This window comes from Pseudomonas sp. FBCC-B1565 (assembly GCF_059133265.1).
In genome coordinates this window covers 4522402-4541541 of record NZ_CP101438.1, presented here as the reverse complement: position 1 = coordinate 4541541, position 19140 = coordinate 4522402, and the positions used below count along the sequence as shown (strand labels likewise).

At 62.6% G+C, this 19140-nt stretch carries 21 protein-coding genes; 4 read left to right on the top strand and 17 right to left on the bottom strand.

Annotated elements, in window-relative coordinates:
• Positions 1 to 82: 82 nt before the first annotated feature.
• Positions 83 to 1159, bottom strand: a complete 1077-nt coding sequence (locus tag NL123_RS20890) for an ABC transporter substrate-binding protein (RefSeq protein WP_248487361.1) — start codon at positions 1157 to 1159, stop codon at positions 83 to 85.
• A gap of 347 nt (positions 1160 to 1506) precedes the next feature.
• Here NL123_RS20890 and NL123_RS20885 point away from each other — a divergent pair, with 347 nt between their 5' ends.
• On the top strand, positions 1507 to 2232 hold the full coding sequence (locus NL123_RS20885; protein WP_033900319.1) for a UTRA domain-containing protein: 726 nt from the start codon (positions 1507 to 1509) through the stop codon (positions 2230 to 2232).
• Here NL123_RS20885 and NL123_RS20880 read toward each other — a convergent pair.
• Genes NL123_RS20880 through NL123_RS20845 form a run of 8 tightly spaced genes read right to left on the bottom strand, consistent with a single transcriptional unit; the run spans position 2213 to position 8369 of the window.
• Complete coding sequence (locus NL123_RS20880; protein WP_494356256.1) at positions 2213 to 3172, bottom strand: metal ABC transporter substrate-binding protein; 960 nt, start codon at positions 3170 to 3172, stop codon at positions 2213 to 2215. The genes NL123_RS20885 and NL123_RS20880 overlap by 20 nt on opposite strands.
• Positions 3172 to 4071: a metal ABC transporter permease gene (locus NL123_RS20875; protein ID WP_034103083.1), complete on the bottom strand. Its 900-nt coding sequence runs from the start codon at positions 4069 to 4071 to the stop codon at positions 3172 to 3174. The genes NL123_RS20880 and NL123_RS20875 overlap by 1 nt, the downstream gene beginning before the upstream one ends.
• Positions 4068 to 4814 carry a metal ABC transporter ATP-binding protein gene (locus NL123_RS20870; protein WP_494356255.1) on the bottom strand — a complete coding sequence of 249 codons (747 nt, stop codon included), beginning with the start codon at positions 4812 to 4814 and terminating at the stop codon, positions 4068 to 4070. The genes NL123_RS20875 and NL123_RS20870 overlap by 4 nt, the downstream gene beginning before the upstream one ends.
• Entirely contained in the window at positions 4811 to 5731 is a 921-nt protein-coding gene (locus NL123_RS20865) for a metal ABC transporter substrate-binding protein (protein ID WP_058426941.1), read from the bottom strand. The genes NL123_RS20870 and NL123_RS20865 overlap by 4 nt, the downstream gene beginning before the upstream one ends.
• Before the next feature lie 19 nt (positions 5732 to 5750).
• Positions 5751 to 6311 (bottom strand): DUF6162 family protein, encoded by a 561-nt coding sequence (locus NL123_RS20860; protein WP_248487367.1) that lies wholly within the window; start codon positions 6309 to 6311, stop codon positions 5751 to 5753.
• Positions 6308 to 6637, bottom strand: coding sequence for a hypothetical protein (locus tag NL123_RS20855; protein ID WP_494356254.1), 330 nt, complete (start codon positions 6635 to 6637; stop codon positions 6308 to 6310). The genes NL123_RS20860 and NL123_RS20855 overlap by 4 nt, the downstream gene beginning before the upstream one ends.
• Positions 6634 to 7170: a PA2404 family protein gene (locus NL123_RS20850; RefSeq protein ID WP_248487369.1), complete on the bottom strand. Its 537-nt coding sequence runs from the start codon at positions 7168 to 7170 to the stop codon at positions 6634 to 6636. Before NL123_RS20850 ends, NL123_RS20855 begins: the two co-directional genes overlap by 4 nt.
• Positions 7167 to 8369 (bottom strand): PepSY-associated TM helix domain-containing protein, encoded by a 1203-nt coding sequence (locus tag NL123_RS20845; protein WP_248487371.1) that lies wholly within the window; start codon positions 8367 to 8369, stop codon positions 7167 to 7169. Before NL123_RS20845 ends, NL123_RS20850 begins: the two co-directional genes overlap by 4 nt.
• Positions 8370 to 8657: 288 nt before the next feature.
• Between NL123_RS20845 and leuC the strand changes: the two genes are divergently transcribed.
• Both leuC and leuD read left to right on the top strand, forming a co-directional pair.
• Positions 8658 to 10076, top strand: a complete 1419-nt coding sequence (gene leuC, locus NL123_RS20840; RefSeq protein ID WP_248487373.1) for a 3-isopropylmalate dehydratase large subunit — start codon at positions 8658 to 8660, stop codon at positions 10074 to 10076.
• Entirely contained in the window at positions 10073 to 10687 is a 615-nt protein-coding gene (gene leuD / locus NL123_RS20835) for a 3-isopropylmalate dehydratase small subunit (RefSeq protein WP_248487375.1), read from the top strand. The genes leuC and leuD overlap by 4 nt, the downstream gene beginning before the upstream one ends.
• 126 nt (positions 10688 to 10813) lie before the next feature.
• Here leuD and NL123_RS20830 read toward each other — a convergent pair whose 3' ends face one another.
• The 5 genes from NL123_RS20830 to soxR form a co-directional block, all read right to left on the bottom strand.
• Positions 10814 to 11728 (bottom strand): LysR substrate-binding domain-containing protein, encoded by a 915-nt coding sequence (locus NL123_RS20830; RefSeq protein WP_205347691.1) that lies wholly within the window; start codon positions 11726 to 11728, stop codon positions 10814 to 10816.
• A gap of 78 nt (positions 11729 to 11806) precedes the next feature.
• Complete coding sequence (locus NL123_RS20825) at positions 11807 to 13111, bottom strand: dicarboxylate/amino acid:cation symporter (protein WP_494356253.1); 1305 nt, start codon at positions 13109 to 13111, stop codon at positions 11807 to 11809.
• A 100-nt stretch (positions 13112 to 13211) separates the two neighbouring features.
• Positions 13212 to 14087, bottom strand: coding sequence for an alpha/beta fold hydrolase (locus NL123_RS20820; RefSeq protein WP_494356252.1), 876 nt, complete (start codon positions 14085 to 14087; stop codon positions 13212 to 13214).
• Between the two features lie 126 nt (positions 14088 to 14213).
• Positions 14214 to 14675: a VOC family protein gene (locus NL123_RS20815; RefSeq protein ID WP_248487382.1), complete on the bottom strand. Its 462-nt coding sequence runs from the start codon at positions 14673 to 14675 to the stop codon at positions 14214 to 14216.
• 97 nt (positions 14676 to 14772) lie between these two features.
• A complete protein-coding gene (soxR, locus tag NL123_RS20810; RefSeq protein ID WP_248487384.1) occupies positions 14773 to 15222 on the bottom strand; it encodes a redox-sensitive transcriptional activator SoxR in 450 nt (149 codons plus the stop codon).
• Between the two features lie 99 nt (positions 15223 to 15321).
• Between soxR and NL123_RS20805 the strand changes: the two genes are divergently transcribed.
• Positions 15322 to 15687, top strand: coding sequence for an antibiotic biosynthesis monooxygenase (locus NL123_RS20805; RefSeq protein WP_494356251.1), 366 nt, complete (start codon positions 15322 to 15324; stop codon positions 15685 to 15687).
• On the opposite strand, the gene NL123_RS20800 is transcribed toward NL123_RS20805, so the two are convergent.
• From NL123_RS20800 to ssuD, 3 genes are read right to left on the bottom strand one after another with little or no spacing between them, the layout of a single operon-like run.
• Entirely contained in the window at positions 15676 to 16779 is a 1104-nt protein-coding gene (locus NL123_RS20800; protein ID WP_248487386.1) for a sigma-54 interaction domain-containing protein, read from the bottom strand. The genes NL123_RS20805 and NL123_RS20800 overlap by 12 nt on opposite strands.
• Positions 16780 to 16790: 11 nt before the next feature.
• Positions 16791 to 17978, bottom strand: a complete 1188-nt coding sequence (locus NL123_RS20795) for an acyl-CoA dehydrogenase family protein (protein ID WP_494356250.1) — start codon at positions 17976 to 17978, stop codon at positions 16791 to 16793.
• A gap of 19 nt (positions 17979 to 17997) precedes the next feature.
• Positions 17998 to 19137, bottom strand: coding sequence for an FMNH2-dependent alkanesulfonate monooxygenase (gene ssuD, locus NL123_RS20790; protein WP_494356249.1), 1140 nt, complete (start codon positions 19135 to 19137; stop codon positions 17998 to 18000).
• Positions 19138 to 19140: the final 3 nt, after the last annotated feature.

Genomic DNA, 19140 nt, shown 5'->3' with positions numbered 1-19140 from the left:
GTGCATCTGGGTTCAAGTGTGGGAGGGGGCTTGCCCCCTCCCACATTGGATCTCCAGTGGAGTCCAGTGTGAGGTGGCAGGCTTACTTCATCTCTACGATGACTTGCTCGTTCCACAACTGAGGCAGCTTCTTGGACGTGGCTTCCCAGGCATCGGCATCCTTGATCGGCTGCGGGTTGGCCTTGGTGTACTGCTCGCCCGGAATCAGGTTCTTGGCGATCTCGGCCGGCAGTTTCAGGTCGGTTTCAGCGCGGATCGGACGCGCATTGCCTTTGGCCAGGTTGAGTTGGCCGGCGTCGCTGAAGATGTACTCGCGGGTCAGCTTGGCGGCGTTCGGGTGTTTGGCGTATTTGTTGATGATGGTGGTGTAGCCGGATTTCACCGAGCCGTCCGATGGGATCAGCACTACGTAGTCATCCGGGTTGGCCATCTTGGCCTTGTAGCTCAGGCCGTTGAAGTCCCAGACCACGCCCACTTCGACTTCGCCTTTTTCCATGGTGGCGATGGTCGGGTTGGACAGCGAGAGACGGCCTTGCTGGGCGATCTTGGTGAAGAATTGCAGGCCAGGGGCGATGTTCTTTTCGTCACCTTTATTGGCAATGGCGGCCGCCAGCACGCCATTGGCCGCTTGCGCCGCGGTGCTCACGTCGCCAATGGAAACTTTGTATTTGCCTTTTTGCAGGTCAGCCCAGCTGGTGGGCACGTCAGAACCGTGCAGCAGTTTCTTGTTGACGATAAACGCGATGGTGCCGGTGTAGGCCAAGGCCCAGTGACCGTCCTTGTCCTTGGCCCAATCCGGGACCTGGGCCCAGGTGGACGGTTTGTACGGCAGGGTGACGTCCTGCTTCACCGCAATCGGACCGAACGCCGCGCCCACGTCGCCGATATCGGCACTGGCGTTGTCTTTCTCAGCCTTGAACTTGGCGATTTCCTGGGCCGAGCTCATGTCGGTGTCAATGTGCTTGAGGCCGTAGGTCTTGGCCAGGTCTTCCCAGGTGCCTTTCCAGTTGGCCCAGTCATCGGGCATGCCGACGCTGTTGACAGCGCCTTCTGCCTTGGCGGCAGCTTCCAGGGTTTTTAGATCGGTATCAGCGGCCATGGCGGCGGTGCACATGGCAATGGTCGAGCCTAACAGTGATGCCAGGAAAAGCTGTTTCATCCGAAGCTCCTTTGGGCGTTTTCAACGCGGCGGTTGTTTCTGCGGTGTTGTTGGTCTAGGTCAGAGCAATACCTGAGCCAATCTAGGCTCGATGGATGACAGTTTCATGTCGATGTCGTTTTTAAATCGCTGATGTCGCTCGTCGCAGAGTGAGCGTAGACCATGCTCAAGCGCCCGCAGGGATTGGACTTGGCCGATGTATTGCAGGGTGTGCTGCGACGGATGCACACGGACTGTCATCTGTCGGTCATCTGTAATACCTAGGCTGGCACTCAACCGTGCAAGCCCCTTTACGCAGCGGTTTGTGCACCTTGTCGGTGCTGGTCTAGTCCAGATAGGTAACGTTGATGCGTGATGAGGCAATCAAGGCGGTGACATCCATCGGCCTGGCGCTGCAAGAGCAGATCGACCACGGCCTGTTGCCGCCTGCCAGCAAACTGCCCGCCGAGCGCAAGCTCAGCGAGTTGTTCGGTACCACTCGGATTACGGTGCGGGAAGCCTTGTTACAACTGGAAGCCCAGGGCCAGATCTATCGCGAGGAACGGCGCGGCTGGTTTGTCTCGCCGCCACGGCTGGCCTACAACCTGATGCAGCGCAGTCACTTTCACGCGATGGTCAGCGACCAGGGGCGGGTGGCTTCCACCGAGGTCATCTCCGCGCGGCTGCAACCGGCGTCGGCGGCGGTGTGTGCGTGGCTGCAGTTGCCGGCGCTGTCGAGCGTGATCCAGATTTGCCGTGGCCGGCGAATCGATGGGCGCCTGGTGTTGTATGTGGAGCACTACCTGAACCCGCAGTATTTTCCTGGGATCCTGGCGTGTGATCTGAATCAGTCGATGACCGAGTTGTATGCGCGCAAGTACGACCTGCACTACGGGCGGGTGCGTTTCGAGATCGTGCCGACGTCACTGCCGGTGGAGGCCGCCGCGGCGTTGCGCGTGTCGGTGGGCAGCCCGGGCTTGCGTATCGCCCGGGTCAACTATGACCAGCATCAGCGGTTGATCGACTGCGACCTGGAGTTCTGGCGGCATGATGCGATTCATGTTGGCGTGGATGTTATGGGGTCAGCGCCTTGATCACCTGATCCACATTGTTCTCCAGCTCCGCCACCGGTTCCGCACCGTCCACATTCAGCACCAGCAGCTTGGCGCCACTTGCAGTCACCGCCGCCGTCACCGCCTCGCTCGGCTGGCGATGATGCAGCACCACCGCCACATCGTTGTCCTTCAGCTCGGCCGTGAGCTTCTGTAACGCCTCGGGCGTCCAGTCGGCATCCGGCCGCGCATCGGTGCTGAGCACTTCCAGGTTCAAACTGCTGATCAGATAAGCAAAGTGATCACTCAGGCTGACCACGCTCAGGTTGTCCGCCTTGGCCAGGCGCGCTTCGCTGTCGGCGGTGAGTTTGAGCAGGCGCTGCTTGAGGGCGGCAAGGTTGGCGTCGATTTTCGGCTTGGCATCCGGGGCCAGGCGGCCCAGGTCGGCGGCCAGTACATCGGCCATGCGCCCCATATTGTTGCTCGACTGCCACGGCTGGCTGTTCAGGCCATCGGCAACGCCCGGCTGTACGGCGATGCCGGGCAAGCCACCATCTACCGGGCGGGCGGCGTCGACTTCGACGATGCGGATATTGCTGCGCCGCGCCACCGGGTACAGCGGGTCATCGGCCCACAATGAGCGCAGGCCGATGGCGGCGTCGGCGTCCAGCGCCAATTTGCTCAGGGCCGGCGCGCCACGCCCGGTGAAGTAGGACACCTGGCGTGAACCCGGCAAGTTGGCCGGCGCGGCGCGCTCAAGCTGTACGTTGGTGCCTTTGAGCAGCACCTCGGCCAGGCCGTAGGTAATCGGCAGCGAAGCGAGGATCTTCACCTGTTTTACCGAAGTGGCCTTGCTCAGTGCGGCGTGGCCCAATCCCTGATGGATCTTGAGAGGCTTGGGCTCTAACCCGTCGACCGCCAGGGCCGAAGTGCTGATGAAACATGTGATGGCCAGAGCCAATGGACGAAGTACAGGATGCATTATCCAAGATTCCCTTTGAGGCTGGGCACCGTGCCGCGCGCGATGGCGGCCAGGGCGAAGGCGATACCGGCGACCAGGATGATGGCGGCGCCGGACGGCACGGGCAGGTCGAAGATGATCGGCAGCAGGATCCCGCACAGGGTGCTGACTGTGGCAATGGCGACCGAGACCCAGAAGAAGCCCTTGAGCGACTGGCTCAACAGCCGCGCCGCAGCCGCCGGAATCACCAACAGCGCCCCCACCAGGATCGCACCGATGACCTTGACCGCCGCGACGGTGATCAGCGTCACCAGGATCACGAACAGGTAGTCCAGGGTTTTCACGGCGACGCCGCGTACCGCCGCCAGTTGCGGATTGAAACTGGCCAGCATGATGCGGTTGTACAGCGGCAGCGCCAGGGCCATCACCAGCGAACCGACAATCGCCAGCACCAGCAGGTCGTTGCCGTTGACCGTCAATACCGAGCCAAACAGCACGTTCTCGAGGATGTGCACGTTGATCTTGCCCGCCAGGATCAGCAACAGGCTCGCACCCAATGCCAGTGACACTGACAGGAACACCCCGATCAAGGTATCCGGCGCCAGGCCCGTACGGTTGCGCAGGTAGTTGAGCAGGATGCCGAACAGCAGACAGTAGCCGAACAGCGCGCCATATGGCCCAGTGTAGGGTTCACCGAGCAGAATCCCGACCGCCACGCCGGTCAACGCAGCGTGGCCAACGGCTTCGGAGAAAAACGCGAAGCGCTTGACCACCACCAGCGTGCCCAGGCCGCCCAGCACCGGGCCGATCAGCAAGCCTGCAAGTAGGGCGTTGACCACAAAACCGTAGGCCAGCGCCTCCGGCAGATAGCCGGAAGAGGCCCAGCCCTGGACCATCAAGCGAAAAGCTTCATAACTCATTGCGCCGGGCTCCGAGGATGGGTGGAGAACAGGGTCAGCAGACGATCCGGGGTCAGCGCCTCCTTGGGCGTGGCGTCGAACAGCACGCGGCGGTTCAGGCCGGTGACGCGGTCGGCCAGGCGGCCCACGGCCTCCAGGTCATGCTCGATCCACAGCACGGTGATCCCGGCCAGGCGCCAGTCATTGAGCAGGCGCTCGAACACCTGGATACCGGCTTCGTCTAAGGCCGACATCGGCTCATCCAGCACCAGCAGGTGCGGCGCCGGGATCAGCCCCTGGGCCAGCAACACACGCTGGCGTTCACCACCGGACAGCGCGCCCATGCGTCGCTTGCGTTTGTCCTGCATGCCGACGCGTTCCAGCGCGTCGCCAATCGCACCGGCGTAATGCTTGGACAGGCCCAGGAACGCTGGGCGCCGCTGACACATGGCGGCCATGAAATCATCCACGGTCATCGGCAAGCCCCGGTCGAACTCCAGGGCCTGGGGCACATACCCGATGGTGCCGGGCGCGGCCGGCCAATGCAGGCTCAGCCGACCCTGATGGGGTGTTTGCCCGAGCAGGGTCTTGATCAGCGAGCTTTTACCGCCGCCGTTGGGGCCGACCAGCGCATGGATGCTGCCCGGCTGTACCTGGAAACTCACGGTATCGAGGATCACCGTGCGACCCAGGGTCAGCGATACCTGGTCGAACTCAAGCGTCGGGCCGACGCTGACCGCCTTCAGCTGTTGCGCCGCCGTCATGCCCCGGACTCCTGAATTGCCCGGACCACGGTGTTGAGGTTGCCGGTCATCTCTACTTCGTATTTCTCGGCGCTGTATTCGCCGTAGGAAATATGCGACAGCGGGTACAGCTTGACCCCGGACTCACGCTGGATGGTGTCGACGTAGGTGGAGGGGAAGTCCATCTCCGAGAAGATCACCTTCACGTCCAGGGCGCGCAGTTCGTCGATGGTTTTCTTCAACTGGCTGGGGCTGGGCTCGATGCCGTGGGCCGGTTCGACCACGGCGGTGACTTCCAGGCCGAACTCGCGCAACAGGTAGTCGTAGGCCGCGTGCACGGTGGCCACGCGCAGGTCCGGGTTGGGCGCGCTGGTCAACTTGGCCAGGGCATCGGCGCGCATCTGGCGCAGGCGCTTGCCGTAGGCGCGGGCGTTCTGGGTGTAGGTCTTGGCGTTGTCCGGGTCGAGCTTGCCCAGTTCGCGGGCGATATTGTTGACCTGGGCAATCGATGCGCTGATCGACAGGAAGGTATGCGGGTTGACCACCTTGCCCGCGCCGCGTGCGGCGTTGCCGGTGGCGGCCAGCAACGGCACATTGGCGTTGGCTTCGATCACCGGGATGTCCGGACGCTCGCTGGTGGCGATCATGCGGTCGGCGAAATCGTCATGGCCGACGCCGTTGAGCACGATCACGTCCAGGGTGCCGATGCGCTTGATGTCTTCGGCGCGTGGCTCGTAGGCATGGGGGTTGAAGCCGGCCGGAATCAGCGGCACCACCTCGGCCTTGTCGCCGACGATATTGGCCACGTAGCTGTAATAAGGGTGCAGGGTGATGCCGATTCGCAGGCGTTTGGCGGCTTCGGCATTGGCCAGAGGGGCGAGCATCAGGCTGAACAGGCCAACCAGCAACAGGCGCAACAGGGGCGATGAAATAGACATGGGCAATCGGTCTTCTCGTTCAGTGACGGTGCTGGCGGGTGACGCCGGCATCGAATTGCGCAACCACCTGCTGCCAGCCGGCTGCGATCAGCGCCTGGTCAGAGAGGTCGGAGGGAGCGGCGAGGTTGGCCTGGCGATTGAGCCAGATGTCCGGCTCGACACCGTGCACGCGCATCAGCAGTGAACCGCTGGTCGCCGGCGCCTGGCTCACACCCAGGTAGGCCGAAGGCTCCAGCAATTGCCAGCGGTGATCGCCACGGCTGACCGAACTGGCATCCTGGGCAAAGGGAGCGAAGCCTTCTTCGGCCAGTTGCGCCGGGCTGGGCAGCGCGCTTTGCTCCTGCTGCAACAGTTGGATCTCATCCAGGGTCACCCGCAGGTCGGCATAAATGCCTTGCTCGGCGGCGCTCAGGTCGCGGCGGGCGTCCAATTGGTGGCTCGGTATTGCCGCCACCTCCTGGGATTCACCGTGCAGCGCGACCACCGAGCCGGCCACCGCGAGGATGATCAGGCACAACAGCAGCACGTAGAGGGTTTCGTGACCGGCACCGGCGGGGCGTACAACCTGTGTGGTACTCATTGCGGCTGGATATCCGCTTGGTCGATTTCCACCACATGGCCGGGACCGGCATCAAACAGCACGTAGAACTCGGCGGACGGTTTCTTGAAGGTCAGGGTCGAGTCCTGACCGAGTTTGCCGGGCACCAGGATGGTTTCGTCATAGCCGATCACGTCCAGGGTCACGCCGGGTGCACCACTGCCGTCGGAGAAGCCGCCTTTGCATTGGATCTGCTCGCCGGGGATCTCCTTGCACTCGCACATCGGGTTGTGGGCGAGCGCGACGGTGCTGAAGCCGGCACCTATCAACAGGACGCCACAGGCGCGGGTCAATCGCATCAAATTCATGGTTTAACTCCTTGCTTGTTCAGCCAGGCAATCGTGGCAGGCGAGGCCTGGCTCAACGGGATGGAACCCTGGTGCATGCTGCCGTCCCAGCCTTCCATGGTCACCCACAGTTCGGCGTCGACGGGCGTGCGTTCCGGGATCGGCAGGCCGGCGCCCATGCGGTACGGCGTGCCGAAGAAGATCACCCCGGCAGCCCGCAGGCTGCGCGGCTTGCCGATGCGCAGGTAGGTGGCCTTGACCTGGTCGGCACAGCTGTCGCACAGGGCGGCGTTGAAGAACTTCATCGGGCCGGCCGGGTCGGGACGCGGGCCTTCATTGCGAAACTCGGCAAGCTTCAGGCTCCACGGGCCGACCTGCACGTCGCCAGCCACTCGCTCGCCGATACCGGTGTCGCCGCGAAACAGTGCCGCATCGGCAAAGTACTTGGGCATGAAGCCCAGCGGCACCAGCAACAGCAGCACGTTGATATGGAAACGCCATTTCAGCCAGAACGCCCGCAGAGGCGATGGCTTTGCCGCAGCGACCTTGCTCATGAGTTGGCCTCCGAGGTTTCTGCCTGCCGGGCGGGGAGGGAAACCGGTTTGTGTTGAGCCTTGGCTTCACGCTTGAAGGCATTGAGGGTGGCCAAAGCGGTGCGCTTGGTCCAGATCAGCAGGCCGCTCAACACCATCATGCTCATGATCAGGCCGAAGAATGCCCAGATCAGCTTGATCCAGATCCCGCCGAAGTCGCCGGTGTGCAGCGGGCGCATGGATTCGGTGACGAACTCCAGCTTCGAGCGGTCGGACAGCAGGTGCGCCGCTGCCACTTCACCGTCGTAGGGGTTGATCTGTGCGGTCTGGAACATCAACGGGTACCAGCCCCGCCCGCCGATCTGCAGGTGGCTGTAGGCATTCAGGGGCAGGCTGATGAAACTCGCCTCCAGGCCAGGAATGCGCTGGGTGGCGATCTTGATCGCCTCGTCCACCGGAATCATGGGGGCCGGCACGCCAGGCGCGGACATCGGCACTTTCTCCCGGGCAATCACGGGGATGACCGGTTCAGTGGAAATCGAAATCTGGTTGTCGCCCAAAATCGCGCGGATCAGGAACCAGATGCCGGTGACCGAGATCACCGCAATGAACCAGATCGACCAGATCCCGCTCAAGCGGTGGAAGTCCCCCCAGAAAATCCGCGCGCCGTGGCGGATCCGCAGGGTCGGGCGCAGGAAGCCTTTCCAGAACCGCTTGTACACCACCAGCCCGGTGACCAGCGACGCCAGCAGCGGGATGCCGAGTGCCGACACCAGGTACCAGCCCCAGCTGTAGCCATTGGTGAAGGGCACCAGCCACCAGCCATGCAGGGCGCGGGTGAATTGCTGGAAGTTGAAGGACGGGCTGATGCCCTGGATCGCCCCGGTGTACGGGTTGACGTAGACCTCCACCGAACGCCCGTCGGGGTAGCTGAGGTCGACGCTCAAGGCAAAGTGCGACTCGTCGGGGCGGCTGATCGACTGCACGTACACCTGGGGTTCATCGCGCTTGATGGCGGCAATCACCTGGTCATAGCTCAGCGGTTCGGCATCGTCCGAGGGCTTGCTCGCACGGATATCCGGGTTGGCCAGCCAGACGATCTCCTGGCTGACCACCGCCAGGGTGCCAGTGACGCAGACAATCAGTACAAAGAACCAGATAGGCAATGCCAGCCAGCTATGTACGAGAAACCAGAGTTTGGAGCGTGACTTCTTCGACATGTGAATGAGGGTCTTGATCGGAGGGGGGCAATGGAGGCCCGGAAAAGGCCAGTCGTAGCTTTTGCTGACGCGACGGGCTGTATCTAAGTTAAGACGGATGAGAATGAGAAATCCCTAAGGCGGATATGAAAGAAAATGTTTCAGGTTCACATTCAGGGCGCTTTTTCGCCTTGATCGAACACGAAACATGTTCCAAGCCATCACCCAGGCGCCATTGATGGGGCGGGGCGGCTGCGTAGGATGGGCGCATACCGTTGAGCGAGCGCCTACAAAAGTGAGTTTAGAAAGATGACTGCCCGAACCCTCTACGACAAACACATCGATTCCCACACGGTGTGCCCCCTGGATGACCAGGGCCATGTGCTGCTTTATATCGACCGCCAGGTGATCAACGAATACACCAGCCCCCAGGCCTTCAGCGGCTTGCGTGAGGCCGGGCGTAACGTGTGGCGCCCAGGCACGGCGCTGGCCGTGGTCGACCATGTGAACCCCACCACGCCCAAGCGCATCGCGGCGATGCCCGACGCAGGCGGGGCGCGGCAAGTGTCCTACCTGGCGGAGAACTGCCGGGACTTCGGCATCGAGCTGCTGGACATCCTCGACAAACGCCAGGGCATCGAACACGTGATCGCCCCGGAGCAGGGCTTTATCCTGCCGGGCATGGTGATCGCCGCCGGTGACAGCCACACCACCACCTACGGTGCCCTCGGCGCCTTCGGTTTTGGCATCGGCACTTCGGAGATCGAACACCTGCTGGCGTCGCAGACGCTGGTCTACAAGCGTCTGAAGACGATGCGCGTGAGCGTGGACGGCGATCTGGCACCCGGCCTGACGTCCAAGGATGTGATCATGGCGCTGATCGGCAAGATCGGCGCTTCCGGTGCCACTGGCTATGCCATCGAGTTTTGTGGTTCCACTATCGATGTGCTGAGCGTCGAGGCGCGCATGACCATCTGCAACATGGCGGTGGAGGCGGGCGCGCGGGGTGCGTTCATGGCGCCGGACGAAAAAGTCTTCGCCTACCTCAAGGGCAAGCCGCGTGCACCACAAGGCGAGCTGTGGGACCAGGCGCTGGTAGGTTGGCGCCAACTGCACTCGGACGCCGATGCGGTGTTCGACCAGGAAGTGCACCTCGACGCCACCACTCTGGAACCCATGGTCACCTGGGGCACCAGCCCCGACCAGGCCGCGCCCATCGGCGCCCGCGTGCCCGACCCGCAGGATGTCAGCGACCTGATCCTACGCCAGGACATGCGCCGCGCCCTCAACTACATGGGCCTGGAAGCCGGTATGCCGCTGAGCGAGATCGTCATCAGCCATGCTTTCATCGGCTCCTGCACCAACGCCCGCATCGAAGACCTGCGCGACGCCGCCAGCGTGGTGCGCGGCAAGCGCGTGGCTGAACACGTGCGGGCGATGATCGTGCCGGGCTCCACCGAAGTGCGTGACCAGGCCGAAGCCGAAGGCCTGGCGGCGATTTTTATCGATGCCGGCTTTGAATGGCGCCAGTCGGGTTGCTCGATGTGCCTGGCCATGAACGACGACGTGCTCGCCCCCGGCGACCGCTGCGCGTCCAGCACCAACCGCAACTTCGAAGGCCGCCAGGGCGCGGGTGCACGCACCCACCTGATGAGCCCGGCGATGGTCGCCGCCGCTGCGATTACCGGCCGCCTTACTGATATCCGCCACTTTGGAGCGCGCCCATGAGCCTGCAACCCTTCACCCTGGTCACCGGCAAGGCCGCGCCGATGCTGGCGGCCAACATCGATACCGATGTGATCATGCCCAAACAGTTTCTCAAGGGCATCGACCGCAGCGGCCTGGACCGCGGACTGTTCTTCGACCTGCGTTTCTTGGCGTCCGGCGAGCCCAACCCCGAGTTCGTGCTGAACCAGCCGGCCTGGCAGGGCGCGAGTTTCATGGTGGTCGGGCCGAACTTCGGCTGCGGTTCCAGCCGAGAACACGCGGTATGGGGCTTGAAGCAGATGGGCATCCGCGCATTGATCGGCAGCAGCTTTGCCGGAATTTTCTATGACAATTGCCAGCGCAACGGGGTGTTGTTGATCACCTTGGACGAGGCGGTGTTGCAGCAGCTGGGCAAGACCGTCAGCCAGGCGGACCAGGCGCAGATCAGTGTCGACCTTGAAGCCCAGCAGATCCATTTGGCGGATGGCCAGGTGATCCCGTTCCAGATCGATACCCTGCGCAAGACTGCGTTGTTGCAGGGCCTGGATGCCATCGGCAGCACCTTGCAGCGCAGTGACGAGATCAAGGCCTTCGAACGCCGGCACCTGCAAGCCAACCCCTGGCTCACCTGACATACTTAGGCCTAAATGTGGGAGGGGGCTTGCCCCCGATGGCGATGGGTCAGTCAACTTCTGAGTGACTGACACTCTGCAATCGGGGGCAAGCCCCCTCCCACATGTTTATCCGGATCATACCGCTTAGATTGAGAGCCCCTTGAAGTGCTCCTGCAAAAACTCCACGCAGGCCCGCAGCTTTCCGGAATACGCCAACCGTGTCGGGTACACCGCCCACACGTTGGCGCTCTGGGTATAACCGTGCAGTATCTGCACGAGCTTGCCTTGCTCCAGCAGCGGCTTAACATCCCACATCGAGCGCAGCAGCACCCCGCGCCCATCCAATGCCCACTGCAACACAATCTCGCCATTGTTCGATGACAGCGGCCCACGCACGCGCACGCTTTCCTGGGTGCCGTCGCGCTCCAGGTTCCAGATGCCAAACGCGTTATCACGCTCCTTGAGCACCAGGCAGTCGTGCTGCTCCAGGTCGCTCAACTGTTGCGGTGTGCCGCGTCGCTCCAGATAAGCCGGGGCGGCGCACAGTACGCGGCGGTTGCTCACCAGGCGGCGGCCGATGTGCTGGCCAGGGATGTCGTCACCCACGCGGATCTCCAGGTCGAAGCCTTCGCTGACGATATCCACCACGCGGTCGAATAGGTCCAGGCGGATTTCCAGGTCCGGGTATTGCTCTGCCAGTAACGACAGGGCGGGCGCCACATGGTTGCGACCGAAGCCGAAGCTGCTGCACAAATGCAGGTGGCCGCGCGGGCTGTCATGGGCGTCGGAGAGCTCATCGCAGAGATGCTGGAAGTCTTCGAGGATGCGCACGGCCCAGCGCTGCACCCGTTCACCGTCTTCGGTCAGGGCGATGCGCCGGCTGGTGCGATGCAACAGGCGGGTGGCCAGGGTGGTTTCGAGGATCTGGATGCGCTTGCTGACATACGCCGGCGACAAGCCCAGCTCATCAGCGGCGGCAGCGAAGCCGGCCTTGCGGATCACGGTCAGGAACACCCGCAGGTCTTCGGGTAGGGGCACGGTATCTTTCTTGTTAGTCATCGCAAACAGGGCTGGCGGCATGAGCCGCCAGAATAGCACCGGTTGAGCGCGCCTTCCGGCACGCCCAGGTGTTGTCGATTATTCGGCGGCGACCTTGGCTTGAGCAGCCGCCCGAGCATCGCGGCCGCGCTTGAGAGCGATGGGCGCCATTTTTTCGCGGTCCAGTTCACCCTCCCAGGCGGCTACCACCAGGGCAGCCACGGCGTTGCCGATGATATTGGTCAGCGAGCGGCACTCGGCCATGAAACGGTCGATGCCGAGGATCAGCACCATCGCCGGCACCGGTACGGTCGGCACCACCGCCAGGCTGGCGGCCAATGCCACGAACCCTGCGCCAACCACTGCGCCTGCACCCTTGGACGTGAGCATGGCCACCGCCAGCAAGGTCAACTGTTGCTCAAGCGGCAGATCAATATTGGTGGCCTGGGCCAGGAACAGCACCGCCAGGGTCATATAGATGTTGGTGCCGTCCAGGTTGAAGGTGTAGCCGGTCGGCACCACGATGCCCACCACGCCTTTGGAGGCGCCCAGGCTTTCGAGTTTCTGGATCAACTGCGGCAACGCCGATTCCGACGAACTGGTGCCCAGCACGATCAACAGTTCCGACTTGATGTAGCCCATCAACTTGAAAATGCTGAACCCGGCGTAGCGGGCAATGCTGCCCAGCACCACCGCCACAAAGAAAAACGCGGTGATATAGAAGGTGCCCACCAGCTTCAGCAGCGGCAGCAACGAACCCACCCCGTATTTGCCGATGGTGAACGCGATGGCGCCAAAGGCCCCGATCGGCGCCACTCGGCTGATGATGCCAACGATGCGGAAGAACACCTCGCTGGCCTGGTTGACCACACCCACCAGTGGCCGGCCCTTTTCACCGACCATCACCAGGCCCACACCAAACAGTACGGAGACGAACAGTACCGGCAGGATTTCGCCCTTGGAGAACGCATCGAAGAAGGTTGCGGGGATCACGTGCAACAGGAATCCGGTGATGCCTTCGCCATGTTCGGCCTGGCCGACGAAGTTGGCGATGGCCGAACTGTCGAGGGTCTTCACATCGATATTGAAGCCCACGCCCGGATGCAACAGGTGCGCGGCGAGCATGCCGATCAACAAGGCGATGGTCGAGACTATTTCAAAGTACAGCAGCGCCTTGCCGCCGACCCGGCCCACCTGCTTCACGTCGTGCATGCTGGTGATGCCAGACACCACCGTGCAAAAGATGATCGGGCCGATGATCATCTTGATCAGCTTGATAAAACCGTCGCCAAGGGGCTTGAGGTCGATGCCGATCTGCGGCCATTGATGGCCGATCAACACACCCAATGCGATAGCGATCAGCACCTGGATATACAGGGTTCCCAGCAGTTTTCTGATTATCATTGTTATTATCTCGAGACGTTGTTTTGGGCAAAGCGAACCCGTCGCAGGCCATTGGCAGCCTGTGAGGCGGGCGGATCAGTTCACGGGGTGACGCAGTTGCTCAGCGAAGGAAGGTCAGGACTTCGCCCAGCAGCAACTCAGGGGCTTCTTCAGCAATGTAATGGCCGGCCGGCAGGGCCTTGCCACGCACGTCAGTGGCGACTTTCTGCCATTCCTTGAGCGGCTCGAAGCAGCGCCCGACAGTGCCTTCGGCGCCCCACATCACCAGCAACGGCAGGTTCAGGTGATTGCCGGCGTCGATGTCCGCCTGGTCGTGCTCCAGGTCGATACCGGCGGCAGCCCGGTAGTCCTCGCAGATGCCCGTGGCGGCGCCCGGCAGTTTCAGGCAGCGCAGGTATTCGGCGAAGGCTTCCTGGGTGAACGGCTTGAGCCCGGCACTGCGACTGCCCATCACGCTGCGCAGGTACAGTTCAGGGTTGCTTTCGATCAAGGCTTCCGGCAACGGTGCCGGACGGATCAGGAAGAACCAGTGCCAGTAGGCGCGGGCGAAGGCTTCGTTGGTCTGTGCGTACATGGACAGAGTGGGGGCAATGTCCAGCAGGACCATGCGTTGCACGGCGGCCGGGTGGTCCAGCGCCAGGCGGTGGGCCACGCGGGCGCCACGGTCGTGGGCCAGCACCGAGAACGTGTCGAAGCCCAGCGCCTGCATCAGCTCGACGCCGTCCCGGGCCATTTCCCGTTTCGAGTAATTGGTATGGTGGTCATTGGCCGGTGGCTTGCTGCTGTCGCCATAGCCGCGCAGGTCGGCGGCCACCACGGTGAAGTGTTCAGCCAGTTGCTCGGCGATTTTGTGCCAGATGACGTGGGTTTGCGGATGCCCGTGCAGCAGGAGCAGACCGGGACCTGTACCACCTTTGCGGTAGCTGATGTCCACGCCGTTGACGTGGTACTGGTCTTTATGGAATCCGGCGAACATGGAATGACTCCTCTTTGTAATTGCTTGCATCCTGGAATCACGCGGCGTTCGGGGCAAGGGCAAAAACGTGGAGGGGGTGTTCATGAAGTGTGATGCAGGAGCGGGCTGGCTCGCTCCTGCAAAGGGTCAGCCCTGTTTGAACATGGCCTCGGCGCGTTCGCGGATCTGTGCTTCGGTCAGGTCTTCCTTGTGGGTGGCCAGGAACCACACATGGCCGAATGGATCCTTCAACGTGCCGGAGCGGTCGCCGTAGAACTGGTCCTTGGGTTCGGAGATCGGTGTGCCCCCGGCTGCGATGGCTTGTTTGTACCGGGCGTCGACGTCATCTACATACACATGTATACCGACGCTGGTGTGGCCATCGCGTGGGCTGCCGAACGCGCTTTCATCGCAGGGTGAACCGAGCATGATCGGTGAGTCGCCGATGCGCAGCTCGGCGTGGCCGACCTTGCCGTCGGGCATGTCCAGGCGCATGGCTTCGATGGCGCCAAAGGCTTTCTTGTAGAACTCGATGGCTTCGGCGGCTTTTTCGACACCCAGGTAGGGCGTGATGCTGTGGAAGCCCTCGGGAATAGGTTTAACGCTCATATCGTTCTCCTTGATTGTGGTTGTGGAGGGACGGTCTTTTCACTATAGGCCACGTATCGCGTGGCCTGCGGGCAGCCGACGAGGTGTCGGGGGCGCATCATGCATGGGGTGTCGGTTCCAACAACTGTGCCCCTGGCCCGCGTTCACCGAGCTGGTCATCCTGATTGCGCAACGGGCACGCTTCCAGCGACAAACACCCACAACCAATACAGCCATTGAGCTTGTCGCGCAGCAACGTCAGCTTGTTGATGCGCTCATCCAGGTCTTGCCGCCACAGCGCGGACAAACGCTGCCAATCCTGGGCGTTGGGCGTGCGCCCCTCCGGCAATGTCTGCAAGGCTTCGCCAATCGTTGCCAGCGGAATCCCCAGGCGCTGGGCGATCTTGATCACCACCACGCGCCGCAGCACGTCCCGTGGGTAACGCCGCTGATTACCGGCATTGCGATTGCTCTTGATCAGCCCCTTGGTCTCGTAGAAGTGCAGCGCGGTGACCGCCACACCACTGCGGGCGGCCAGTTGGCCGACGGTGAGTGCCTTGTTGAGCATAAAAACTCCAGATAAGTGCTTGACCTTGACTTAACTAGAGGTTTTAGCCTGCGTGACATCGAATCGCAAGATTCTGCCTACAGAGAAAGGGGAGTGTTCATGCAGGTATCTGAGAAAAATCGCGGCTTCACTCAATTGATCGAGTTTCAGATCGAGCCGCAGCAACAATCTGCCCTGGTGTCAGCCCTGAGCCTTCAGAGCGAACGCCTGGCCCAAGGCCATGGCGGCTTTATCAATGCCAGTGTGCAGGTCAGCGATGACGGACGGCGGGTGCTCAATTACCTGCAATGGCACTCGCGGGAAGATGGCGAGGCGGCCTTCCAGTGTTTTGAGCACGGCGAGGAAGATTTCTGGACATTGATTCGCGCCCACCAGGCCACGGCCGTGACCTTCGGTTCGTTCCAGGTGCTGCGCAGTTTCGAGCGCAGCCACGACAACGCGTTGCACTGCCGGCTAAATGGATAGGTGCAGCATGCGCTCACCTTGCACGTTTTCGCCGGGGCGGCGCTTGTTCACCGCCAGTTCGCCGATCTTGATCAGGCGCGTACGTGTGACGTTGCGGCTCAGGCCGAGCAGGCTGGCGGTGTGCACCTGGTTGTAGTGGCTGAAACGATAGGCGGCCCGTAGCAGGGCATCTTCGACTTTTTCATGCAGGGCGCCGGCCTGTTCTTCGAACAGCTTCTGGAAGGCCCGCGCTAGCAACGCCTCGGCACTGTTGTCGCTGCCGTGCTGGCTGTCGTCCTGGCGCTCGATGCGCATGTTCGACAGGCGCAGATCGTCGCGCTCGATCACGCCGTTACGGCAGATCAACAGGGTATGGTGGATCACGTTTTCCAACTCGCGGATGTTGCCCGGCCAACTGTAGCTTTTAAGCTTGTGCTCAGCCTCGCGGCTGATGGTGATCGGGCCGTAACCCAGGCGCTGGCTGTAGGCTTCGATAAAGTGCCGGGTCAGCGGCAGGATATCGCCGGGGCGCTCGCGCAGCGGGCTGAGTTCCAGGCTGACCACGTCGAGGCGGTAGTAGAGGTCTTCGCGGAAATGCCCGGCGTTGATGGCTTTTTCCAATTGCACGTTGGTCGCAGCCAATACGCGCACATCAATCGGAATGCTCTTGCGCGAACCCAGGCGTACGACTTCGCGCTCCTGCAGGACCCGCAGCAGTTTGACCTGGATCGCCATCGGCAAATCGCCGATCTCGTCAAGGAACAAGGTGCCGCCGTCGGCCTCCTCGAACCAGCCGGCCTTGGCGCTGAGGGCACCGGTAAAGGCGCCTTTCTCATGGCCGAACAGTTCGGCCTCCACCAGCGACTCGGAGAACGCCCCGCAGTTGACCGCTACGAACGGCCGGTTGCGCCGTGCGCTGAGGTTGTGGATGTGGCGTGCCACCAGCTCTTTACCGGTCCCGGTCTCGCCGATGATCAGCACGCTGGCTTCGCTGGGCGCCACTTGCTGGATGTGATCGAGCAGTGCCTGGGATTTCGGGTCTTCGAAGACCTGGGCCGTGGCGCGGATCGACGTCGCGAGGGCAGGTGAGGGCGGTAGGGTCAAAAGCTGCATGGGCACCTCTCTTAGGAATAGAACGTCGGAATCGGCAAGGAGTGGTTCAATGCCCAGTCCCCCAGTTCGTGGAGTTTGTAGTCCACCGGGTCGTGCAGGGTTTGCGTGCGCAGGTTGCGCCAGTGACGGTCCAGGCGCAGTGACGCATGGGTGGAGCGCGCACCGGTGACTTCGAACAGGCGGCTGCACAATTCCAGGCCCTGCTGGGTGGCGGCGACCTTGGCGGTGGCGATGGCAATCGCCAGTTGGCCGCGCTCGTGCTCGCTGAGGTTCGGGCCTTTGGCCCAGGCTTGGTCGAGCAGGTCGGCGGCACGTTCTACCAGCAGGCGCACGCCTTCCAGGGCGACCCAGAATTCGCCGTAGTGGTGCAGCACGTATGGGTCCTGGCGCACGTCTTCGGCTGAGGATTTATGCCAGGCGCGGGTTTCGGTCAGCGTGTAGTTGCGGGCTTCTTCGAAAGCACCTTCGGCAATGCCGAGAAACATGTGCGTGAAGGTCAGTTGGGCAATCAACGGGCGCAGGCAGGCGAAGGGCGTGCTCAGCGGGCCCGGATCGAGCAGCAGCTCGGATTCTTCGACGCGCACACGTTCGAAACTGGCGCTGCCGCTGTCGGTCTGGCGCTGGCCGATGTTGTTCCAGTCGTTGTGCAAGGTGATGCCGCTGCGCCCGCTGGGGATCGCGGCGATCAGCAGTTTGCCACCGGCGGTTTCGTCCACCGCCGAGGCGATCAGCATTTCCGAGTCGCTGGCGCCGGAGCAGAAGCTCTTTTTGCCGGAGAACTCGCGCCAGCCGCTGAAATCCTTGACCACGGTGCGCGTGTCCAGCGGGTTGAGGGCGTTGCCCCAGAACCAGTTTTTGCGCGCGGTCTGTTCGAACCAGGGTTGCCATTGGTCCGGGCGCGAAAACAGGCGCACGGTGGCGAGCATCAGGTGGTGAAAGCCGAAGACATGGGCGATGGAACTGTCGACCTTGGCGAATTCGCGCACGATACCCAGGGTGTCGCTCCAGCGTGCGCCGAGGCCACCGTATTGGGTGGGAATGCTCAGGGCCAGCAGGCCGCTCTGGCGCAAGGCGTCGCGTTCAGCCTTGGGCGTGCCGCCGCGTTCGTCGCGTTCGACGGCGGTGAGGGCGAATTCGGCGGCCAGCAGTCTGGCGGTCTGCAAGGGGGACGGCAGGACGCTGTGGGGGTTGGCGGTCACACGGTGTTCCTCATTGATCTCAAGCTTTGGTCGGCAACACATCGTTGGCAATCATTTCGCCAAACGGTCCCGTGAGGTTGGTGATGCCGTGGCCGGCAAGGCTGGCGTAAGGTTCCGGCAGCAGCGGGAATACCAGCTCGGCGAAGCGATAGGCTTCTTCCAGGTGCGGGTAGCCGGAGAAAATGAAGCTCTCGATCCCCAAGTCCGCATATTCCTTGATGCGTTCGGCCACTTGTTGCGGGTTGCCCACCAACGCGGTGCCGGCCCCGCCACGCACCAGGCCGACGCCGGCCCACAGGTTGGGGGCGATTTCCAGGTTGTCGCGGCGCCCGTCGTGCAGGGCGGCCATGCGGCGTTGGCCTTCGGAATCAAAGCGCGAAAAGGATTTTTGCGCGGCGGCGATGGTTTCGTCGCTGATGTGCTCGATCAACGTGTCGGCGGCTTTCCAGGCGTCTTCTTCGGTCTCGCGCACGATCACATGCAGGCGGATGCCGAACTTCACGGTGCGCCCGTGGCGGGCAGCGCGTTCACGCACATCCGCAAGTTTTTCCGCGACAGCCGCGGGTGGTTCGCCCCAGGTCAGGTACACGTCCACCTGCTCGGCGGCGAGGTCGTGGGCGGCGTCGGAAGAACCACCGAAGTACAGCGGCGGGTAAGGCTTCTGCACCGGTGGGTAAAGCGCCTTGGCGTTCTGTACGCGCAGGTGTTTGCCTTCGAAATCCACCGATTCGCCCTGCAACACGCGACGCCAGATGCGTAGGAATTCGTCGGAGACTTCGTAGCGCTCGGTGTGGTCGAGGAAGCTGCCGTCACCACGGTTTTCGTCGGGGTCGCCGCCGGTCACCACGTTGATCAGCAGGCGGCCATTGGACAGGCGATCGAGGGTCGCCGCCATGCGCGCCGAGACAGTCGGCGAAATGATGCCCGGGCGAATTGCCACCAGGTAACGCAGGCGTTCGGTCAGCGGCACCAGCGCTGAGGCGATGACCCAGGAGTCTTCGCACGAGCGTCCGGTAGGAATCAGCACGCCGTGGTAGCCCAGGCTGTCAGCCGCCTGGGCGACTTGTTTCAGATAATTGAGGGTGACCGGCCGCGCACCTTGGGTGGTGCCCAGGTAATGACCGTCGCCGTGTGTGGGCAGAAACCAGAAAACATCCATGAC

What these genes read in the sequence shown, in the direction of transcription:
- NL123_RS20800 (WP_248487386.1), bottom strand. Translation starts at nt 16,779, where the DNA reads ATGCAGCTTTTGACCCTACCGCCCTCACCTGCCCTCGCGACGTCGATC.
- leuD (WP_248487375.1), top strand. Translation starts at nt 10,073, where the DNA reads ATGAGCCTGCAACCCTTCACCCTGGTCACCGGCAAGGCCGCGCCGATG.
- NL123_RS20805 (WP_494356251.1), top strand. Translation starts at nt 15,322, where the DNA reads ATGCAGGTATCTGAGAAAAATCGCGGCTTCACTCAATTGATCGAGTTT.
- NL123_RS20830 (WP_205347691.1), bottom strand. Translation starts at nt 11,728, where the DNA reads ATGACTAACAAGAAAGATACCGTGCCCCTACCCGAAGACCTGCGGGTG.
- leuC (WP_248487373.1), top strand. Translation starts at nt 8,658, where the DNA reads ATGACTGCCCGAACCCTCTACGACAAACACATCGATTCCCACACGGTG.
- NL123_RS20820 (WP_494356252.1), bottom strand. Translation starts at nt 14,087, where the DNA reads ATGTTCGCCGGATTCCATAAAGACCAGTACCACGTCAACGGCGTGGAC.
- soxR (WP_248487384.1), bottom strand. Translation starts at nt 15,222, where the DNA reads ATGCTCAACAAGGCACTCACCGTCGGCCAACTGGCCGCCCGCAGTGGT.
- NL123_RS20865 (WP_058426941.1), bottom strand. Translation starts at nt 5,731, where the DNA reads ATGTCTATTTCATCGCCCCTGTTGCGCCTGTTGCTGGTTGGCCTGTTC.
- NL123_RS20880 (WP_494356256.1), bottom strand. Translation starts at nt 3,172, where the DNA reads ATGCATCCTGTACTTCGTCCATTGGCTCTGGCCATCACATGTTTCATC.
- NL123_RS20870 (WP_494356255.1), bottom strand. Translation starts at nt 4,814, where the DNA reads ATGACGGCGGCGCAACAGCTGAAGGCGGTCAGCGTCGGCCCGACGCTT.
- NL123_RS20825 (WP_494356253.1), bottom strand. Translation starts at nt 13,111, where the DNA reads ATGATAATCAGAAAACTGCTGGGAACCCTGTATATCCAGGTGCTGATC.
- NL123_RS20860 (WP_248487367.1), bottom strand. Translation starts at nt 6,311, where the DNA reads ATGAGTACCACACAGGTTGTACGCCCCGCCGGTGCCGGTCACGAAACC.
- NL123_RS20850 (WP_248487369.1), bottom strand. Translation starts at nt 7,170, where the DNA reads ATGAGCAAGGTCGCTGCGGCAAAGCCATCGCCTCTGCGGGCGTTCTGG.
- NL123_RS20890 (WP_248487361.1), bottom strand. Translation starts at nt 1,159, where the DNA reads ATGAAACAGCTTTTCCTGGCATCACTGTTAGGCTCGACCATTGCCATG.
- NL123_RS20845 (WP_248487371.1), bottom strand. Translation starts at nt 8,369, where the DNA reads ATGTCGAAGAAGTCACGCTCCAAACTCTGGTTTCTCGTACATAGCTGG.
- ssuD (WP_494356249.1), bottom strand. Translation starts at nt 19,137, where the DNA reads ATGGATGTTTTCTGGTTTCTGCCCACACACGGCGACGGTCATTACCTG.
- NL123_RS20885 (WP_033900319.1), top strand. Translation starts at nt 1,507, where the DNA reads ATGCGTGATGAGGCAATCAAGGCGGTGACATCCATCGGCCTGGCGCTG.
- NL123_RS20855 (WP_494356254.1), bottom strand. Translation starts at nt 6,637, where the DNA reads ATGAATTTGATGCGATTGACCCGCGCCTGTGGCGTCCTGTTGATAGGT.
- NL123_RS20875 (WP_034103083.1), bottom strand. Translation starts at nt 4,071, where the DNA reads ATGAGTTATGAAGCTTTTCGCTTGATGGTCCAGGGCTGGGCCTCTTCC.
- NL123_RS20815 (WP_248487382.1), bottom strand. Translation starts at nt 14,675, where the DNA reads ATGAGCGTTAAACCTATTCCCGAGGGCTTCCACAGCATCACGCCCTAC.